Raw genomic sequence first — 18,358 nt, 5'->3', positions numbered from 1 at the left:
CATCATGTCCATTAACCAAGATCCGATTGTCATTGTCAGTGCCGCCCGCACCCCGATGGGTGGTTTCCAGGGCGAGTTGAAAGGGCTCAGCGCCCCGCAACTGGGAGCGCAAGCCATTCGTGCCGCAGTGCAGCGCGCCGGGATTGCCAGCGATGCGGTGCAAGAAGTGCTGTTCGGCTGCGTGCTGCCGGCCGGCCTCGGCCAGGCGCCTGCACGCCAGGCGGCCCTGGGAGCCGGCCTGGACAAGGGCACCCGTTGCACCACCCTGAACAAAATGTGCGGTTCGGGCATGGAGGCGGCCATCCTGGCCCATGACACGCTGCTGGCCGGCAGCGCCGAAGTGGTCGTCGCCGGTGGCATGGAAAGCATGTCCAACGCGCCCTATCTCCTGGATCGCGCCCGTGCCGGCTACCGCATGGGCCATGGCAAGGTGCTGGACCACATGTTCCTCGACGGCCTGGAAGATGCCTACGACAAGGGGCGCTTGATGGGGACTTTCGCCGAGGACTGCGCCGAGACCAACGGCCTGACCCGTGAAGCCCAGGATGCCTTTGCCGTGGCCTCGCTGACCCGAGCCCAGCAGGCGATCAAGGATGGCCTGTTCAAGGATGAGATCGTTCCCGTACAAGTGACGATCGGCAAGGAAACCCGGCTGATCAGCGACGACGAGCAACCCCCCAAGGCCAAGCTGGACAAGATCGCCGGTCTCAAGCCGGCCTTCCGTGAAGGCGGCACTGTGACGGCCGCCAACTCCAGTTCGATTTCCGACGGTGCCGCGGCGCTGGTCCTGATGCGCCGTTCCGAAGCCACCAAGCGCGGGCTCAAGCCACTGGCCGTGATTCATGGCCATGCGGCCTTCGCCGATACGCCGAGCCTGTTTCCCGTGGCTCCGGTCGGTGCTATCGAGCGCCTGATGAAGAAAACCGGCTGGTCCCTGGATGACGTGGACCTGTTCGAGATCAACGAGGCCTTCGCCGTGGTCAGCCTGGTGACCATGAACAAGCTGGAAATCCCCCATGACAAGGTCAACGTCCATGGCGGCGCCTGCGCCCTGGGCCATCCGATCGGCGCCTCGGGGGCGCGGATCCTGGTGACCCTGCTGTCGGCCCTGCGCCAGAAAGGCCTCAAGCGTGGCGTGGCTGCGATCTGCATCGGTGGTGGCGAAGCCACGGCCATGGCTGTTGAATGCCTGTAACGAGGAATCGCGATGTTGCCCAATGACGAACAACTGCAGATCAGCGACGCGGCCCGGCAATTTGCCCAGGAGCGCCTAAAGCCTTTTGCCGCCGACTGGGATCGCGAGCATCGCTTTCCCAAGGAAGCCATTGCCGAGATGGCCGAACTGGGCTTCTTCGGCATGCTGGTGCCCGAGCAGTGGGGCGGTTGCGACACCGGTTACCAGGCCTATGCCATGGCCCTGGAGGAAATCGCCGCCGGTGATGGCGCCTGTTCCACCATCATGAGCGTGCACAATTCGGTGGGTTGCGTGCCGATCCTCAAGTTTGGCAACGATGAGCAAAAGGAACGTTTCCTCAAGCCCCTGGCCAGCGGCAGCATGCTCGGGGCCTTCGCCCTGACCGAGCCCCAGGCCGGCTCCGATGCCAGTAGCCTGAAGACCCGGGCCCGCCGCGATGGCGACCACTATGTGCTCAATGGCTGCAAGCAGTTCATCACCTCGGGGCAGAACGCCGGGGTGGTGATCGTTTTCGCGGTCACCGATCCGGCGGCGGGCAAGCGCGGTATCAGCGCGTTCATCGTGCCCACCGACGCCCCGGGCTATAAGGTCGCGCGGATCGAGGACAAGCTCGGCCAGCATGCTTCCGATACCTGCCAGATCCTCTTCGAGGACGTGAAGGTGCCCGTGGCCAACCGCCTGGGCGAGGAGGGCGAGGGCTACAAGATCGCCCTGGCCAACCTCGAAGGTGGCCGCGTGGGCATTGCCTCGCAATCGGTGGGCATGGCCCGGGCCGCATTCGAAGCGGCGCGCGACTATGCCCGTGAGCGCGAGACTTTCGGCAAGCCGATCATCGAGCACCAGGCCGTGGCTTTCCGCCTGGCGGACATGGCCACCCAGATCGCCGTGGCGCGGCAGATGGTGCAATACGCCGCAGCACTGCGCGACAGCGGCAAGCCGGCCCTGGTCGAGGCCTCGATGGCCAAGCTGTTCGCCTCGGAGATGGCCGAGAAGGTCTGTTCCGCGGCCTTGCAAACCCTGGGCGGCTATGGCTACTTGAGCGACTTCCCGCTGGAGCGGATCTACCGTGACGTACGGATCTGCCAGATCTATGAAGGCACCAGCGACATTCAGCGCATGGTCATTTCGCGCAATCTCTGACTTTTAGCAGGAGCTGATTCATGAGCTACGAAACCATTCTGTTGGATATCAAGGACCGGGTCGGCCTGATCACCCTTAACCGCCCCCAAGCCTTGAACGCGCTCAACGCGCAGATCGTCGGTGAGATCAACCAGGCCCTGGATCGCCTGGAAGCCGACCCGCAAATCGGCTGCATCGTCATCACCGGCTCGAAGAAAGCCTTCGCTGCCGGCGCCGACATCAAGGAAATGGCTGAGCTGAGCTATCCGCAGATCTATCTCGACGACCTGTTCAGCGACAGCGACCGAGTGGCCAACCGGCGCAAGCCGATCATCGCCGCGGTCAACGGCTTTGCCTTGGGGGGCGGTTGCGAACTGGCGCTGATGTGCGACTTCATCCTGGCCGGTGACAATGCCAAGTTCGGTCAGCCGGAAATCAACCTCGGCGTGCTGCCGGGCATGGGCGGCACCCAGCGCCTGACCCGCGCCGTGGGCAAGGCCAAGGCCATGGAAATGTGCCTGACCGGGCGTTTCATCGATGCGGTGGAGGCCGAGCGTTGCGGCATCGTCGCGCGTATCGTGCCGGCCGACGAGTTGGTGGACGAAGCCCTGAAGGTCGCCGCACTGATTGCCGGCAAGTCGGTACCGGTGAGCATGATGATCAAGGAAAGCGTGAACCGCGCCTTCGAGGTCAGCCTGTCCGAAGGCGTGCGCTTCGAGCGCCGGGTGTTCCATGCCGCTTTCGCTACCCAGGACCAAAAGGAAGGCATGGCGGCCTTTATCGCCAAGCGCGAGCCGCAGTTCAAGGATCGCTGAGGCGGTTTGCGGCTATAAAAAAATCGCAGCCTGGGCTGCGATTTTTTTGTGTCTTCAAGAAGGCTATTGCGGGCAAGCCCCGCTCCTACATGAAAATGACGTTCCTGTAGGACGCGGCTGCCCGCGATGCTTTTACTCGATCAAACCAGGTAGTGCTTCAACTCACGGGCGATCAGCATGCGCTGGATCTCGCTGGAGCCCTCGTAGATCTGGGTGATCCTTGCGTCACGGTAGTAGCGCTCCACCGGGTAGTCCTCAAGGTAGCCATAACCGCCGTGGATCTGCATGGCCGAGGAGCAGGCCTTCTCGGCCATCTCCGAGGCGAACAGCTTGGCCTGGGAGGCTTCGGACAGGCAGGGCTGGCCGGCGCTGCGCAAGCGGGCGGCGTGCAGGATCAACAGGCGCGCGGCGTTGATCCGGGTGTGCATGTCCGCCAACAGGTTGGCGATGCTCTGGTGCTCGATGATCGGTTTGCCGAACTGCACCCGATCGCGGGCATAGGCCAGGGACGCTTCGAAGGCGGCCCGCGCGATCCCCAGGGCCTGGGCGGCGATGCCGATGCGCCCGCCCTCGAGGTTGGACAGGGCGATGGCCAGGCCCTTGCCCCGTTCGCCCAGCAGGTTGGCGGCCGGCACGCTGCATTGGTTGAGGGTCACGGCGCAGGTATCGGAGGCGCGGATGCCCATCTTGTGTTCGGTGCGGTCGACGATGAAACCCGGGGTGTCGGTGGGCACCAGGAACGCCGACAGGCCTTTCTTGCCCAACTCCGGATCGGTCACGGCGAAGACGATGGCCAACTGCGCCCGCTTGCCATTGCTGACGAACTGCTTGGCGCCGTTGATCACCCACTGGCCGTCGCGCAGTTCGGCGCGGGTCTTGAGGTTGTGGGCCTCGGAGCCGGCCTGGGGCTCGGTCAGGCAGAAGCAGCCGATGGCTTCGCCACTGGCCAGGCGTGGCAGCCAGGCCTGTTTCTGCTCTTCGCTGCCGTAGTTGAGGATCGGCCCGCAACCCACCGAGTTGTGGATGCTCATCAGGGCGCCGGTGGCACCGTCGCCAGCGGCGATCTCTTCCACGGCCAGGGCGTAGGCCACGTAGTCCAGGTAGCTGCCGCCCCATTGCTCGGGAACCACCATGCCCAACAGGCCCAGCTCACCCATCTTGCGGACCAGGGCGTCGTCGATCCAGCCGGCCTTTTCCCAGGCCTGGGCATGGGGCGCGATCTCGCCACGGGCGAAGTCCCGGGCCATGTCGCGGATCATCACTTGTTCTTCGGTCAGTTCGATATCGTGCATGAGTTCAGCTCCCGCTGCCGTCAAAACCGCTGAAGAAGCTCGCCACCCGTTCGGCCTCGAGGGCCGCCAGGGTCGGTGGGTTCCAGTGCGGGGTCTTGTCTTTGTCGATGATCAGGGCGCGTACGCCTTCCATCAGGTCGCCGCGTTCGAACCACTGCCGGTCCAGGTGCAGCTCCAGGGCGAAGCACTGCTCCAGGCTCAGTTGGCGGCCCTGGCGCAGCATCTCCAGGGTCACGGCCATGGCCAGGGGCGAGCGGGTTTCCAGCAGGTCGGCGGTAGCCTGGGCCCACTCATGGCTGTCGGCCACGGTCACGCTGCGCAATTGCTCGACGATGCCGGGCACGTCTGGCTGGGCGAAGAAGTGGTCGATGGCCGGGCGCAGCGCCTGCAATGGCGCATCGGCCAGGGCCTGGACCCCGAGCCTGGCCAGCAGGCCCTGCAGGTCCTTGAGCGGTGACTGGCCCCATTGCAAGCGGTCCAGGCGCTGGTCCAGCAGCGCCAGCTTGTCGCTTTCCAGGTACCAGTCGGCCAGGCCGCAATACAGCGCGTCGGCCGCGCGGATCTGCACGCCGCTGACCCCGAGGTAGGTGCCCAGCTCACCCGGAACCCGCGACAGGAAGTAGCTGCCGCCGACATCGGGGAAATAGCCGATGGCCACTTCCGGCATCGCCAGGCGACTGCGCTCGGTGACCACCCGCAGGTCGGCGCCTTGCACCAGGCCCATGCCGCCACCGAGGACGAAGCCGTCCATCAGTGCCAGGACCGGCTTGCGGTAATGGTGGATAGCCAGGTCCAGGGCGTATTCCTCGACGAAGAACGCTTCGTGCAAGGTGCCGGCATTCTTGTAGCTGTCGTACAACGAGCGGATGTCGCCACCGGCGCAGAAGGCCTTTTCACCCGCGCCGCGCAAGACCACGGCATGGATCTTCGGGTCCAGGGCCCAGGCATCCAGTTGGCGCTGCAAGGTGCGCACCATGGACAGGGTGATGGCGTTGAGGCCGGCGGGGCGGTTTAGGGTCAGATGGCCGATATGATTGCGTACCTCGATCAGCACCTCGTCCTGAGGGGTATCGAGGTCCCGTGCCGTCTGGGATGGAACCTGAGCAGTCATCACTAACTCCCTGCTTTTATTGTTCTTTATATGAAACTCGCGCGCGAGCATCGTCGGATCGTAACAGTGCAAATTTGCCGAATTCAACCGTGAAAGCTGCAGGTTGGCTGTGCATTTTTGCATGGGTGGGTGAACGCCGGCACCAGCCCCTCAAGCGTGCTGATCCCCGAGCTAGAAGGCCTGCGACAGAATCGGCTGTGAAATGACGGTTATCAGCCGATCCCGGCTGTTTCAGGTGCCCGTTACGACACCTGCGTGGCATTCGCTATTGGCATTCTGGCGCTCGGTTGCAGCGTAGCTCGTGGCGACCAGGACGAACCCGGCGCGGTGCGCCAGGCCTCGGCGATAACGCCAAGAACCCGATTGCGGCGACCCCGCACACACTCTCTGCCCCTGTCACAAGTGGGGCCCGGTTTTACGCCGGGCCGCTATAAATCCAAATAATCCGGGACTCTGAAGATGAATAAGAAATGGCTGGCCGCGCCGTTACTGGCGCTCGCGTGCACCTGCCTGGGCGCCAGCGCCAAGGAATGGAAGGAACTGCGCTTTGGCGTCAACCCAAGCTACCCACCCTTCGAGTCGAGTACCGCCGATGGCGGGGTACAGGGCTTCGGTGTCGATCTGGGCAATGCCATCTGCGCCGAACTCAAGCTCAAGTGCGTATGGATCAGCAATGATTTCGATGGCCTGATCCCGGCGCTCAAGGCAGGCAAGTTCGACGCCATCGAGTCGTCGATGACCGTGACCGACGCGCGGCGCAAGCAGATCGACTTCAGCGACCGGCTCTATGCCGGCCCCACGGCCATCGTCACGCGCAAGGGCTCGGGGCTGGAACCCACCGGCGAGTCGTTGAAGGGCAAGACCCTGGGCTACATGCAAGGCACCGTCCAGGAGACCTACGCCAAGGCCCGGCTCGGGCCGGCGGGGGTCAAGCTGCGTGCCTACCAGAATCAGGACCAGGTGTACGCCGACCTGGTCTACGGGCGCCTTGACGCCTCGATCCAGGACAAGTTGCAGGCGCAGATGAGTTTCCTCGCCTCGCCCCAGGGCGCGGACTTCGAAAATAGCGTGGGAATCAGCGACCCGCTGGTGCCTTCGCAGATCGCCATTGGCTTGCGCAAGGATCAGGACGAGCTCAAGGCCATGCTCAATGGCGCGATCCAGGCGCTGCACGAGAAGGGCATCTACGCCCAGATCCAGCGCAAGTATTTCGGCGACCTCGACCTCTACAACAACTGATCTCCCAAGGTCCGGCCCGGGACTGCAACAGTCGGTTCCAGGCCGAGCCATGGCGAGCGCAAGGTGACTGGCGTGAATACCCTACTGTCTCTGATTGGCCTGGACCCGACGGTCTTGCAAGGCTACGGACCGCTGTTGCTGCACGGTACCTGGACGACCCTGAAACTCTCGCTGCTGGCATTGCTGGTCAGCATGCTCCTCGGGCTTGCGGGCGCGGCGGCCAAGTTGTCTCCACTGCGCCTGCTGAACCTGCCGGCCACCTGCTACACCACGTTGATTCGCGGGGTGCCGGACCTGGTCCTGATGTTGTTGATCTTCTACAGCCTGCAGGGCTGGCTCACCGCCCTGACCGAGTGGCTGGAGTGGCCCTACATGGAGATCGACCCGTTCGTGGCAGGAATCATCACCCTGGGATTCATCTACGGCGCCTATTTCACCGAGACCTTTCGCGGGGCGATGGTCAGCGTGCCCCGGGGCCAGCAGGAGGCGGCTGCGGCCTTTGGCCTGAGTCGCTGGCAACGCTTTCGCTTCGTGGTCTTCCCACAGATGATGCGCTTTGCCTTGCCCAGCCTGGGCAATAACTGGCTGGTGCTGCTCAAGGCCACTGCGCTGGTCTCGATCATCGGCCTGGCGGACCTGGTCAAGGTGGCCCAGGAGGCCGGCAAGAGCACGTTCAACCTGCTGGATTTCCTGCTGCTGGCCGCGGCCTTGTACCTGCTGATCACCAGTGCCTCGAACCAGTTGCTGCGCCTGTTGGAGCGTCGCTATAACCAGGGTGTGCGAGGGCTGTCGCGATGATCGAACTGATCCAGGAATACTGGCGTGCGTTTCTTTTCAGCGACGGCGAGAGCCTGACCGGCCTGGCCATGACCTTGTGGCTACTGGTGGCGAGCCTGGCGATGGGTTTCGTCCTGTCGCTGCCCCTGGCGATCCTGCGGACCAGCCACTGGGCATTGCTGCGCTGGCCGGTGCAACTGTTCACCTATGTGTTTCGCGGCACGCCGTTGTATATCCAGCTACTGATCTGCTACAGCGGCCTCTACGGCGTGGCGGCGATCCGCGAGCAGCCATTGCTGGAAGCTTTTTTCCGCGATGCCATGAATTGCACCTTGCTGGCCTTCACCCTCAATACCTGCGCCTACACGGTGGAGATCTTCGCCGGGGCCATCCGCAGCATTCCCTATGGCGAGATCGAGGCCGCCCACGCCTATGGGCTCAGCGGCTGGCGGCTGTACTGGCGGCTGATCCTTCCGTCGGCCCTGCGCCGGGCGCTGCCGTACTACAGCAACGAAGTGATCCTGATGCTGCATGCCACCTCAGTGGCGTTCACCGCCACCATCCCGGACATCCTCAAGGTGGCGCGCGATGCCAATGCCGCGACGTTCTTGACCTTCCAGGCATTCGGCATCGCCGGGCTGCTGTACCTGGGGTTGTCGTTCGCCCTGGTCGGCGCCTTCCGCCTGGCAGAACGCCGCTGGCTGGGTTTTCTCGGCCCGGCCCACTGAGCCCATTCGTCTATCCCTTGATCCAGAGCGTCGCCTGCGGCTGATGCTCCAGGAGCCCTAGATGTACAAATTGACCGTTGAAAATCTCTACAAGCGTTTTGGTGACAACGAGGTGCTCAAGGGCGTCTCGTTGAAAGCTCGGGCTGGTGATGTGGTGAGCATGATCGGCGCCAGTGGCTCGGGCAAGAGCACCATGCTGCGCTGTATCAACTTCCTGGAGCGTGCCGACGCCGGTGCCTTTGCCCTGGATGGCGAGACCATCGTCACCCGGGATGCCCCCGGCGGCATGCAGGTGGCCGACCCGGCGCAATTGCAACGCCTGCGTACTCGCCTGGCCATGGTGTTCCAGCACTTCAACCTGTGGAGCCACCTGAGCGTGCTGGAGAACATCATGCTGGCACCCTGCCGGGTGCTGGGCAGCAGCCGCAAGGAGGCCGAGGCCAGCGCCCGGGCGTATCTGGACAAGGTCGGCCTGGCCCAGCGAGTGGCCGAGCAGTACCCGGCGTTTCTCTCCGGGGGCCAGCAGCAACGGGTGGCCATCGCCCGCGCGCTGGCAGTGGAGCCGCAGATCCTGCTGTTCGACGAACCGACCTCGGCGCTGGACCCGGAACTGGTCGGCGAGGTGCTCAAGGTGATCCAGGCCTTGGCCGAGGAGGGGCGGACCATGCTCATGGTGACCCATGAAATGGGATTCGCCCGGCAGGTGTCGAGCCAGGTGTTGTTCTTGCATCAAGGCAAGGTAGAGGAGCAGGGCAGCGCCGCGATCCTCGACCAGCCACAGAGTGAACGTTTGCAGCAGTTTTTATCCGGCCGTTTGAAGTGAGGGAGAACATCCATGGCGGACATCCGCGACCTGGCGATCGTGCTTGATCGTATCGACCAGGCCATTATCGAAGTGCTGCGCCATGAAGGGCGCATCACCTATCAGAAACTCTCCGAGCGCGTGCACCTCACGCCCAGGCCGTGCCTGGAGCGGGTGCGCAAGCTGGAACAATTGGGGGTGATTCGCGGGTACGGGGCGATCCTCGACGAGAAAAAACTGACCCCGGGATTGTCGCTGCTGGTGTTGGTAGCGCTCTCCAACCAGAGTGGGCGAGCGGCGCAAAAAGCCTTCGAGGCCAAGGTCCGGGGCTGCCCCCAGGTGCTGGAGTGCCGCTTGATCAGCGGCGCTTTCGATTACAGCCTGCGCATGCGTTGCCGTGACATGGAGCACTACCGGGTGCTGACCGAGGTCTGGTTCGACGACCCGGACCTGCACATCGACAAGCTGGTCAGCCATCCGGAACTGGCAATGGTCAAGACCGGCATGGAGTGACGCTCCGGCTTGTGCGGAATCGGCTGGAGTCTGGGGTCCATTCAGCCATTTTCTACTGTGCAAGCCTTCGGATCAGCCGGGTTTTGCCCGCGTACAAAACCACAATGGGTACCTCCCGACTCTCACTGATTGCGTGCCCATGCAGACCACCCATAGTGTTTTGATGATCCGTCCCTCGTGTTTCTCGTTCAACCAGGATACGGCGAGCAACAACAGTTTCCAGCGACCCGCCCTGGCCGCCGAAGATGTCCAGGCCAAGGCCCTGCTGGAGTTCGATGGTTATGTCGCCTGCTTGCGCGAACAGGGGGTGAAGGTACTGGTGCATGAAGACAGCGCAGTGCCTCACACCCCGGATTCGATCTTTCCCAACAACTGCTGGAGCAGCCACCCGGACGGCACCCTGGTGCTGTACCCGATGCAGGGACGCAACCGCCGCCTGGAGCGCTACAAAGGCGTACTGGCCCACTTGCATGAGCAATACCAGGTGACACGAACCCTCGACCTGAGCCCCCTGGAGCAGCAGGACATCTTCCTCGAGGGCACCGGCAGCATGGTCCTGGACCGCCAGCGGCGCATCTGCTACGCCGGCTACTCCAGTCGCACCCATGCCCGGGCCCTGGAGCAGTTGGCCGAGCTGCTGGACTACCAGCTCTGTGGGTTCCATGCCCGCGATCGCCAGGGCGTACCGATCTATCACACCAACGTGATGATGAGCGTCGGCAGCCAATTGGCCGTGGCCTGCCTGCTGGCGGTGGATGACCCGGAACAACGGGCGAGCTTGCAGCGCAGCCTGCAAGACAGCGGCAAACAGGTGCTGCCCTTGACCTGGGCCCAACTGGAATCCTTCGCCGGCAATATGCTGGAAGTGCACAACAGCGCCGGTGAGCCATTGCTGGTGATGTCGCGTACGGCCTGGCGCTCGCTGGACTTGCAGCAGCGTCGGTTGATCGAACGCCACGTCCAGCCCCTGCCGGTGAACATCGACACCATTGAACGCATCGGCGGCGGCAGTGCCCGCTGCATGCTGGCGGAAATCTACCTGCCTGAACGTCAACCCCAGAGGGAGCAATCACGATGATCGTCCGTCCTGCCAACCTGGCCGACTTGCCAGCCCTGCTGGATTTGGCCCATAGCGCCGGTGCCGGCCTGACCACCTTGCCCGCCGACGCCACGCGCTTGCGCCAGCGCCTGGAGTGGGCGCAGAAGACCTTTGCCGGCAAAGCCGAGCGGGCCGATGCCGACTACCTGTTCGTGCTGCAGAGCGAGCAGGGCGAAGCCGTGGGCATTTGCGCCCTGGCCGGGGCCGTGGGCCTGCGCGAGCCCTGGTACAACTACCGGCTGGGCTTGTTCGTCGCGGCCTCCAGGAACCTGGGCATCAACCAGCAACTACCGACCCTGTTCCTGGGGAACGACATGACCGGGCATTCGGAATTGTGTTCATTGTTCCTGCACGCCGATCATCGCAGCGGCCTCAATGGCCGCCTGCTGTCCAAGGCGCGGTTCCTGTTCCTGGCCGAGTTCCGCCAATGCTTTGGCGAAAAGGTGATCGCCGAGATGCGTGGCTACTCCGATGAGGCCGGGGTTTCGCCGTTCTGGGAAGGCTTGGGCCGGCATTTCTTCAAGATGGACTTTGCCGCCGCCGATCATCTCACCGGCCTGGGTAACAAGACCTTCATTGCCGAACTGATGCCCAAGTTCCCATTGCCCACCTGCCTGCTGCCCGAAGCCGCCCGCGCGGTGATCGGCCGGGTCCACCCCAATACCGAACCGGCCCTGGGCATGCTCAAGGCCGAAGGATTCGGCTTCAAGGACTACATCGATATCTTCGACGGTGGCCCGCTGATCGAATGTGCGACCGGCGATATTCGCGCCGTACGCGACAGCCAGGTCCTGCAACTGAGCATTGGCACCCCTGGCGAGCAGGCCGAGCCATACCTGATCCATAACCGCCAGTTCGCCACCTGCCGGATCACCGCGGCTCCAGCCCGGGTCGCAGCTGGCACGCTGATTGTCGATGCCGCCAGTGCCCGGGCGCTGGGCCTGGGAGCCGGGGCCTCGGTGCGGGCGGTCAGCCTGGCGGTACCGCTGCGGCAGCGTTCGGCGGCCTGATGGATTGCCCGGTGCACCAGAACAACAGGCTCTGGCTGGCCCGCAGTTGCTCCACGCAGCCCAGGGTCGGCAATTGCTCGCGCTCCTGGTCAAGGTCCTTCATCCGCCGCGCCAGGTAGAACGCCCGGTCAGTGGGCAATTGTTCCAGGGCCTTGACCCGGCGTGCTTGCCCCGCGCTGTAGAACTCAGCGGAATAGGAGCGGCGTCCCCAGTAGTAGAGCGGCCCGGGCTGGGTCGCTTGCAGGTCGTTCCAGGCCCTGGCCAGGGCTTGCTGGTTCTGCGGTCGTTGCAGGGCGGCGCCGTTGTTTACGGTGAACAGCAGGCCCAGCGGCAGCAGCAACGACAGCACCAGCAACAGGTACGGTGCGCTCCTGCTGCTGCGTTGCGGCAGTGCTTGCAGGGCCAGGGCCAACAACAGGCACCAGGCGGGCAGGGCAGGCAGTACATAGGTCCAGAGGATGTTGCCCGAAAAGGTAAAGAACAGCGGTGTAACCAGCGCCCACAAGGTGATGAAGCTCAGGCGGCGGTCGACCCCCGCAGGTGTCCGGTAGAGCCGGTACAGCAGCGGCAGCAATAGGCTCCAGGGCAACAGCGCCATCAACAGTTCCAGCCAGATGCTGGCGAAGGGCCGTTCGTGGGCGCTGCCGTACAGGTCGCCAGCCCAGTCGCTGACCACATAACGCTTCCAGTGTTCGCCCACCAGGAAGTAGTCGAGAAAGCCAGGGCTGCGCGACTCGGCCAGGAGGTACCAGGGCAGTGCAACTAATAGCATCAGGCCCACGCCGCTCGCCCAGGGCAGGCGATAGAGGGCCCGCCACTGCCTATTGAACAGCGTCCACAAGCCTGCCTGGGCACCGACCAGAACCAGAACCAGCGGACCTTTGGCCAGTAGCCCGAGGCCCAGGCCGAAGAAACCCGCCAAGGCCCAGCCGCGGTCGGCATGCACGCAGCCGCGCCAGAAGCCGTAGCAGGCCAGCAGGAGGGAAAAGCTCAGGGCCGGGTCGGTCAGCACCACGCCCGCCGCCAACAGGCCCAGGCTTGAACTGGAGAACAGGATCGCCGCCAACAGGCCACTGCGCTCGTCGTACTCCTCGCGGGCGAAGCGGATCAGGATCAGGCAACTGGCTACATGAAACAGCCAGGCCGGCAGGCGCACGGCGAATTCGCTGATCCCCAGGACCTGCATGGCCAGGGCCTGGCTCCAGAACGCCAACGGCGGCTTGCCCCAGAAGGGCACACCGTAGTCGAACATCGGCGTCACCCAATCGCCCAGCTCGAGCATCTTGCGCGCCATCTCGCCGTAGCGTGCCTCGGAGGTGTCCATCAGTGGATAGAGCCCCAGGCTTGCCAGGCGCAGGCCGAGGATGCCCAGCAGCAACCACCACAGGGTGCGGGTTGGAAGGGCGTTCATCGGATCCGCTCTTGCTCGTCGGACTCAAGCGCAGGAGGCGCCTGCAACTGGCGGGAAAACCCGCCAAAGGTGCTACGCAGGAAGTACAGCGGGCGACGCTTGACCTCGACCAGTGCGGCGCCGATGTATTCGCCCACCATGGCAACGCCCACCAGGACCAGGGCCAGGGCACCGAGGATCAGGTGATCCACGCTGAAGGCGTCGACGAACCATTGGTGCATCAGGTAAGTACCGGTCAACAGCAGCGTTGCCAGGCTCAATACGCTGAACCAGCGCAGCGGCTTGCGTGAGAACGCCAGCACACCCTCCATGGCCAGGTCCACCAGGGCCATGGGGCTCCATTTCGACTCACCGGCCTTGCGCCGGGCCCGTTGGTAGGGAATTTCGATGGTCCTGAAGCCCAGCCAATTGACCAGGCCTTTCATCAGGGTGGCCCGCTCCGGCATGTTGCGCAGGGCATTCAGGGGAGCGGTACCGATCAGGCGGAAATCGCTGACATCCGGTGGTACCGGGTACTTGTCCACCAGCAGGTTCATCAACTTGTAGTAGAGCTGTGCGCTCAAACGCTTGCCGGCGGTATCGCTGCGCCGGTCGCTGCGTTGCATGTTGACGATGTCGTAGCCGGCCAGCCAGTGGCGGACCATGGCGGGAATCAGCTCCGGCGGGTCCTGCAGATCGGCATCGATAAACAGTACCGCGTCCCCCATTGCATGATCGATGCCTGCCGACATCGCCGACTCCTTGCCGAAGTTACGGCTCAAATTGAGGCAGCGCACCTTGGGCGCACGACAGAATTGTTCCAGTAGTTGGTCACTTCCATCCTGGCTGCCATCGTTGACATACACGACTTCGTAAGCCACGGGTAACGCATTCAATACCAGCATGAGGCGATGATGGAACTCGGGCAGTATGTGGGCCTCGTCATAACAGCAGACAATGATGCTGATAATCGAGTGGTTATCCATCGGTACGCAACTAGGCAACTTCATTTTTAAATGTCCAGGTTCGGTTTATCCAATAGCTGCCCAAGGTCAGGCAGAGCGTGCTGAGCATTTGCATCGACAAGGGAGAGTCTGGGTAGAGCGCCAGCAGGCACAGCATCAGCAGGGCGTTGCCGAGGTTGTAGCCGGCAGCCACCAGGCAGAAGCGCAGGGCCTGGGTGTTCCTGGTAGTGCCGACTGGTGGGAAGGTCCAACGCTTGTTGCCCAGGTAGGCGACCCAGGTGCCGAGGGCGGCACCGAGTAGGCTGGCGAGTAAGGCTGGCAAGGGGCCGAGCAACAGTAGGAACAATATGTAATGACTCAGGGTGGCAACACCTCCCACCAGTAGATAACGGAAAAGTTGTTTTAATGGGTGGCCTGATGAACTTATCGATAGTCGCGACATGAATGAACCCAAGCGTTTAAGGCTGATTGATTCTTGGGAAAATAATGTCGGTAATCAGTGGGTGTTTTGTGAAAATTTCGTTTGTCGCGTGGTGTGTAATATTTCACCAAGTAACTGACAAAGTTGTAATTAATTACCCGGGGCCGGCTGCGTCGTGGCTTTGCTTAGTTAAGTTGTTAGTTGGATTACAATAGAATGGCGTATTTGTTAGTTTGCCGTCAGCCATGGCCATGTACAGGCGATGGGCGATGGGCGAGGCACCGGTCATTTGCACCACTGGTTCAAAAGAGACGGGCCGTTACAATGGCGCTCGACTTCGACGCTACAGAGGCACTATGGATATCGATCTGGCCCGCACCTTCCTGGAGATCGTCCGCAGCGGCAGCCTGATTGCCGCCGCCGAACGCCTGCACCTGACCCAAACCGCCATCAGCGCCCGGGTGCAGAACCTGGAAGGCCAGCTCAACTGCAAGCTGCTGGTACGCAACCGTGCCGGTGCCAGGCCCACGGCCGATGGCGAGGCCTTCATTGCCTACGCCAACCAGCTGGTACAGACCTGGGAAGCGGCCCAGCGCGACCTGCCATTGCTGGCTGGCTATCGCAATGTGCTGCACATCGGTGGTGAGTTGAGCCTGTGCAATCCGCTGATGCTCAACTGGGTGCGCCGCCTGCGCCAGGCGCTGCCCAACCATGCGGTGCGCACCCAGATCGGCGACGGCGCGAGCTTGCAACGGCAGTTGGAACTGGGCGTGCTGGATGCGGCGCTGGTGTTCCAACCGCTGTACTCGCCGGGCCTGCAAGTGGAGCAAATGCTTGAGGAAAAACTGATCCAGGTGCGCCTGGCTGGCCGTCCACAGCCCTATGTCTATATCGATTGGGGCGAGGACTTCCGGCGCCAGCACGATGCCGCCTTGCCGGAGCAGGCCAAGGCCGCGGTGGGTTTCAACCTGGGGCCGCTGGCGCTGCAGTTCATCCTCGATGCCGGTGGCAGTGGCTACTTCCGTACCCGGGTGGTGCAGAGCTACCTGGACAGTGGTGTATTGGAACGAGTGGAAAAGGCCCCGGAGTTCAGCTTCCCGACCTATCTACTCTATGCCCGGGAGCGGGATTCGGAGCCGCTGCAACAGGCTTTCGATGTCTTGCGCGAGGTCATCCAGAGAGATAACGACTGGTCCCAGCGCTGGTCGCCGATGGTCTGAGCGCAACATGGCAGCCGGCAAGCGGCTGCCTGCACGGGCTCAGGGGCGCGACTGTGGGGCCGAGGACAGCACCTGGCCAATACTGCGGCGGCGGGCGTGCGCTTCGCTGGCGTGGATCAGTTGCTCCAGGTCCTCGGGGGTGACATCGAAGAACTCCTCCATTTCCTCCAGGGCCCGCTTGAGATCGACGGCAGTGATCGCCAGGCTGTCGCTGGGCCCGGCGGGGGCGAGGACCGCCGGCGGCTCGCCCGGCCCCTTGGGATAGCGGGTACGGGTCAGGTTGTTGTAGACCAGGGCACTGGCCAGCAGGCTGGCCGCGGCCAACATTACCGGGCCCAGCTCGCGCCAGTCGAGGGCGACACTGGCCGGGTCGGCCAACACCAGGGTCAGGGCCAGGGCACCGGCCGGTGGGTGCAGGCAGCGCAGCCAGCACATCAGCACCAGGGCCGTGCCGGCAGCCAGGCCTGCGCTGCCCAGGCTGCGCCCCAGGAAGTGGGCGGCCAACAGGGCCATCACCGCCGCGCACAGGTAGCCCCCCAGGATCGACCAGGGTTGGGCCAGGGCGCCGGAGGATACCGCGAACAGCAGCACGGCCGATGCCCCCAGGGGACCGATCAAGTGCAAGGCCACCGGCATGCCGAACACCTTGGCGCAGAGCCAGACACTGAACAGGGGGCCCAGGGCCACGCCGATGGCAGCGCGACTCCATTCCAGGGGGCGGGTATTGATGGCGGCGGGTTTCCAGCGGGTGAACATCGACACAAGCGATCCATTTTCAGGCGGGCAAAAAGAAGGGCTTGTCTGGATCACCAGAAAGCCCTTGAACGTTCCAACATTTGGGGGAGGAACCGGCGCAGTCTGCCGAGGAATCGATAGGTTGGCAAATTCATAATAATGCAGCTTAAGTGCAGATTTTTTGCACTCAAACCCCCGCGCGGCGGGCACTGCGATAACACAGGCAACCACCGGCGGCGCTCAGGCCGGCCAACACATAAAACATGCTGGCCGGGATGCTGTGGGTCAGCAGGTAGCCGCAGATGATCGGGCTCAGGGCACCGCCCACCGCCGCCAGGTTCTGCGCGGCGTAGTAGCTGCCGCGCAGGGACTCGGGGGCCAGGGTGTCGACGAACAGGAATTCTGCCGGGTAGATGATCATCTCCCCCAGGGTGAACACCAGCATCGCCAGGCACCAGAGCAGCAGGTTGTCGGCAACGCTGAAACCGATCAGGCCGGCCATGAACAGGGCCGTGCCCAGGGCGATCCAGTAGCGTAGTTGCTCGCGCTTGAGAAAACGACCGATCTGGTATTGCAGCGCGATTACGCACAGGGCGTTACAGGCCAGCAGCGCCGCCATGGTGTCCAAGGCCTGGCGAGGTTCCTGGGTGACCATCAGGTACTGCGACAGGTAGAGCGTGAAACGCCCGTGGACGATGGTGCTGAGCAAGCAGCCAGCGGTGAAGATGACCAGCGTGCGATCGTTTTTCAGGGTCGCCAGTGTCGTGAGGAAACTCAGCGGCTTGCCGATGTCGACCGCACCTCGGCCCACGCCGCGCATCAGCCACATGCTGCCAAGGGCAATGGCCCCGGCCAGCAGGAACGGGGCCTGAAACATATAGCCGGCGATCACCACTCCCAGCATCGGCGCGGTGGCGTAGCCGATGTTGGTCAAGGTGTAGCGCAGGGAAAAGACTCGGGCTCGCTGCTCCTGGGGCAGGCATTCACTGATGATCGCCTTGGAGCCGATCAGGAACAGCGCCGAGGCCGTTTCCACCAGGACCAGCACCACGGTAGTCAGCCACAGATCCTGGGCGAAGGTCAGCAATATGAAGCCGATGCCGCTGGAGAGCATGGTCAGGATCAGCAGCCGGCGCTTGTCCAGGCGATCGATGATGTAGCCGCCGTACAGGGCGAGCAGAGTGGCGCTGAACACCGCGATGCCCAGCAGCAAGCCTACGTCCTGCTGGTCCAGGCCCAGCTTGTGGCTGAGAAACTGGGTGAGCAGGGCACCGGTCAGGGCTCGGCTGACGACGATGGTCAGCGAGCAGATGAGCAACCGGCGAATGATCAGTGAGTAGGCAGCCATGGCCTCGTACGATCCTTGTGCTGATGGCGTCTACAACAGCAGGCGCATGGCGCAACGGCGCAGCGCCGGCAATCCATGTTGCTGTTCATCGAGCAGCACCTGTTCCAGGCGTGTTCCCAATTGCCCGGCATCCAGGGTGATAAAACCCTGGCGCTGATAAAAAGGCTCGTTCCATGGCAACTGCCGGAAGGTCGTCAGGGTCAGGGCCTTGAGTCGCTGCTGCCGGGCGTGTTCGATGGCCGCCTGCAACAGTGCCTTGCCGATCCCCTGACCCTGGTAATCACTGGCTACGGAGATTTCCCAGATGTGCAGTTCGTGGCCAAGGGGTTCGGCGCACAGGAAGGCGCAAGGCTGGTCCTCTGCCGGGCAAGCCACCCAGACCGGCAGGCGCTGGATATTGCGCCGGTGTCCTTCGGCGTCCAGCACCGGGGCCTCGGCCAGCCAGGCCAGTTGCGGATCGCGGAGAAACAGTCTGGCGGCGCTGGTTTCGATAGCGGGCAGGGCATTGGCATCGGACACTCGCGCCCGGCGGATATTGATCGTCATGGACGCGAGTGTAAGGAGGCAGCGGTACGCCGC

19 protein-coding genes are annotated in these 18,358 nt (G+C 63.4%); 11 read left to right on the top strand and 8 right to left on the bottom strand.

Annotated features, from left to right (window positions below):
• Positions 1–4: 4 nt before the first annotated feature.
• From C4K39_RS25125 to C4K39_RS25115, 3 genes are read left to right on the top strand one after another with little or no spacing between them, the layout of a single operon-like run.
• A complete protein-coding gene (locus tag C4K39_RS25125; protein WP_068575904.1) occupies positions 5–1,195 on the top strand; it encodes an acetyl-CoA C-acyltransferase in 1,191 nt (396 codons plus the stop codon).
• A 12-nt stretch (positions 1,196–1,207) separates the two neighbouring features.
• Positions 1,208–2,335, top strand: coding sequence for an acyl-CoA dehydrogenase (locus C4K39_RS25120; RefSeq protein WP_068575902.1), 1,128 nt, complete (start codon positions 1,208–1,210; stop codon positions 2,333–2,335).
• Positions 2,336–2,355: 20 nt separating this feature from the next.
• Entirely contained in the window at positions 2,356–3,129 is a 774-nt protein-coding gene (locus tag C4K39_RS25115; protein ID WP_068575900.1) for an enoyl-CoA hydratase, read from the top strand.
• Positions 3,130–3,269: 140 nt separating this feature from the next.
• Here C4K39_RS25115 and C4K39_RS25110 read toward each other — a convergent pair whose 3' ends face one another.
• Positions 3,270–4,421 (bottom strand): acyl-CoA dehydrogenase family protein, encoded by a 1,152-nt coding sequence (locus C4K39_RS25110; protein ID WP_124347688.1) that lies wholly within the window; start codon positions 4,419–4,421, stop codon positions 3,270–3,272.
• 4 nt (positions 4,422–4,425) lie between these two features.
• Entirely contained in the window at positions 4,426–5,532 is a 1,107-nt protein-coding gene (locus C4K39_RS25105; protein WP_068575896.1) for an enoyl-CoA hydratase/isomerase family protein, read from the bottom strand.
• Between the two features lie 459 nt (positions 5,533–5,991).
• Between C4K39_RS25105 and C4K39_RS25100 the strand changes: the two genes are divergently transcribed.
• The 7 genes from C4K39_RS25100 (at position 5,992) to astA (ending at position 11,700) form a co-directional block, all read left to right on the top strand.
• Positions 5,992–6,771 carry a transporter substrate-binding domain-containing protein gene (locus tag C4K39_RS25100; RefSeq protein WP_068575894.1) on the top strand — a complete coding sequence of 260 codons (780 nt, stop codon included), beginning with the start codon at positions 5,992–5,994 and terminating at the stop codon, positions 6,769–6,771.
• 72 nt (positions 6,772–6,843) lie between these two features.
• Complete coding sequence (locus tag C4K39_RS25095; protein ID WP_068575892.1) at positions 6,844–7,569, top strand: ABC transporter permease; 726 nt, start codon at positions 6,844–6,846, stop codon at positions 7,567–7,569.
• Positions 7,566–8,276 carry an ABC transporter permease gene (locus C4K39_RS25090; RefSeq protein ID WP_068575890.1) on the top strand — a complete coding sequence of 237 codons (711 nt, stop codon included), beginning with the start codon at positions 7,566–7,568 and terminating at the stop codon, positions 8,274–8,276. Before C4K39_RS25095 ends, C4K39_RS25090 begins: the two co-directional genes overlap by 4 nt.
• Positions 8,277–8,337: 61 nt before the next feature.
• Entirely contained in the window at positions 8,338–9,099 is a 762-nt protein-coding gene (locus C4K39_RS25085) for an ABC transporter ATP-binding protein (protein ID WP_068575888.1), read from the top strand.
• Positions 9,100–9,111: 12 nt separating this feature from the next.
• Positions 9,112–9,591, top strand: coding sequence for an Lrp/AsnC family transcriptional regulator (locus C4K39_RS25080; RefSeq protein WP_124347687.1), 480 nt, complete (start codon positions 9,112–9,114; stop codon positions 9,589–9,591).
• 139 nt (positions 9,592–9,730) lie between these two features.
• Positions 9,731–10,669 (top strand): citrulline utilization hydrolase CtlX, encoded by a 939-nt coding sequence (gene ctlX, locus C4K39_RS25075; RefSeq protein ID WP_068575884.1) that lies wholly within the window; start codon positions 9,731–9,733, stop codon positions 10,667–10,669.
• The gene (astA, locus tag C4K39_RS25070; RefSeq protein ID WP_124347686.1) at positions 10,666–11,700 is read left to right on the top strand and encodes an arginine N-succinyltransferase; all 1,035 of its coding nucleotides are present in this window, start codon (positions 10,666–10,668) and stop codon (positions 11,698–11,700) included. Before ctlX ends, astA begins: the two co-directional genes overlap by 4 nt.
• Here astA and C4K39_RS25065 read toward each other — a convergent pair.
• The 3 genes from C4K39_RS25065 to C4K39_RS25055 are packed head-to-tail and all read right to left on the bottom strand — an operon-like array spanning position 11,660 to position 14,497.
• Positions 11,660–13,111: an ArnT family glycosyltransferase gene (locus C4K39_RS25065; RefSeq protein ID WP_124347685.1), complete on the bottom strand. Its 1,452-nt coding sequence runs from the start codon at positions 13,109–13,111 to the stop codon at positions 11,660–11,662. The two genes, astA and C4K39_RS25065, sit on opposite strands and share 41 nt — an antisense overlap.
• A complete protein-coding gene (locus C4K39_RS25060; protein ID WP_068575880.1) occupies positions 13,108–14,100 on the bottom strand; it encodes a glycosyltransferase family 2 protein in 993 nt (330 codons plus the stop codon). The genes C4K39_RS25065 and C4K39_RS25060 overlap by 4 nt, the downstream gene beginning before the upstream one ends.
• Positions 14,087–14,497 carry a GtrA family protein gene (locus tag C4K39_RS25055; protein ID WP_068575879.1) on the bottom strand — a complete coding sequence of 137 codons (411 nt, stop codon included), beginning with the start codon at positions 14,495–14,497 and terminating at the stop codon, positions 14,087–14,089. Before C4K39_RS25055 ends, C4K39_RS25060 begins: the two co-directional genes overlap by 14 nt.
• 335 nt (positions 14,498–14,832) lie before the next feature.
• Here C4K39_RS25055 and C4K39_RS25050 point away from each other — a divergent pair, with 335 nt between their 5' ends.
• A complete protein-coding gene (locus tag C4K39_RS25050; RefSeq protein WP_068587281.1) occupies positions 14,833–15,696 on the top strand; it encodes a LysR family transcriptional regulator in 864 nt (287 codons plus the stop codon).
• A gap of 39 nt (positions 15,697–15,735) precedes the next feature.
• On the opposite strand, the gene C4K39_RS25045 is transcribed toward C4K39_RS25050, so the two are convergent.
• From C4K39_RS25045 to C4K39_RS25035, 3 genes are all read right to left on the bottom strand, one after another.
• Positions 15,736–16,452 carry an HPP family protein gene (locus C4K39_RS25045; protein ID WP_068587280.1) on the bottom strand — a complete coding sequence of 239 codons (717 nt, stop codon included), beginning with the start codon at positions 16,450–16,452 and terminating at the stop codon, positions 15,736–15,738.
• A gap of 166 nt (positions 16,453–16,618) precedes the next feature.
• On the bottom strand, positions 16,619–17,779 hold the full coding sequence (locus C4K39_RS25040) for an MFS transporter (RefSeq protein ID WP_124347684.1): 1,161 nt from the start codon (positions 17,777–17,779) through the stop codon (positions 16,619–16,621).
• Positions 17,780–17,809: 30 nt separating this feature from the next.
• A complete protein-coding gene (locus C4K39_RS25035) occupies positions 17,810–18,325 on the bottom strand; it encodes a GNAT family N-acetyltransferase (RefSeq protein WP_124347683.1) in 516 nt (171 codons plus the stop codon).
• Between the last annotated feature and the right edge of the window lie 33 nt (positions 18,326–18,358).

The organism is Pseudomonas sessilinigenes, from assembly GCF_003850565.1.
Taxonomy (GTDB): domain Bacteria; phylum Pseudomonadota; class Gammaproteobacteria; order Pseudomonadales; family Pseudomonadaceae; genus Aquipseudomonas; species Aquipseudomonas sessilinigenes.
The sequence above is the reverse complement of the archived record's forward strand: the minus strand, read 5'-3'. Positions and strand labels throughout refer to the sequence as shown.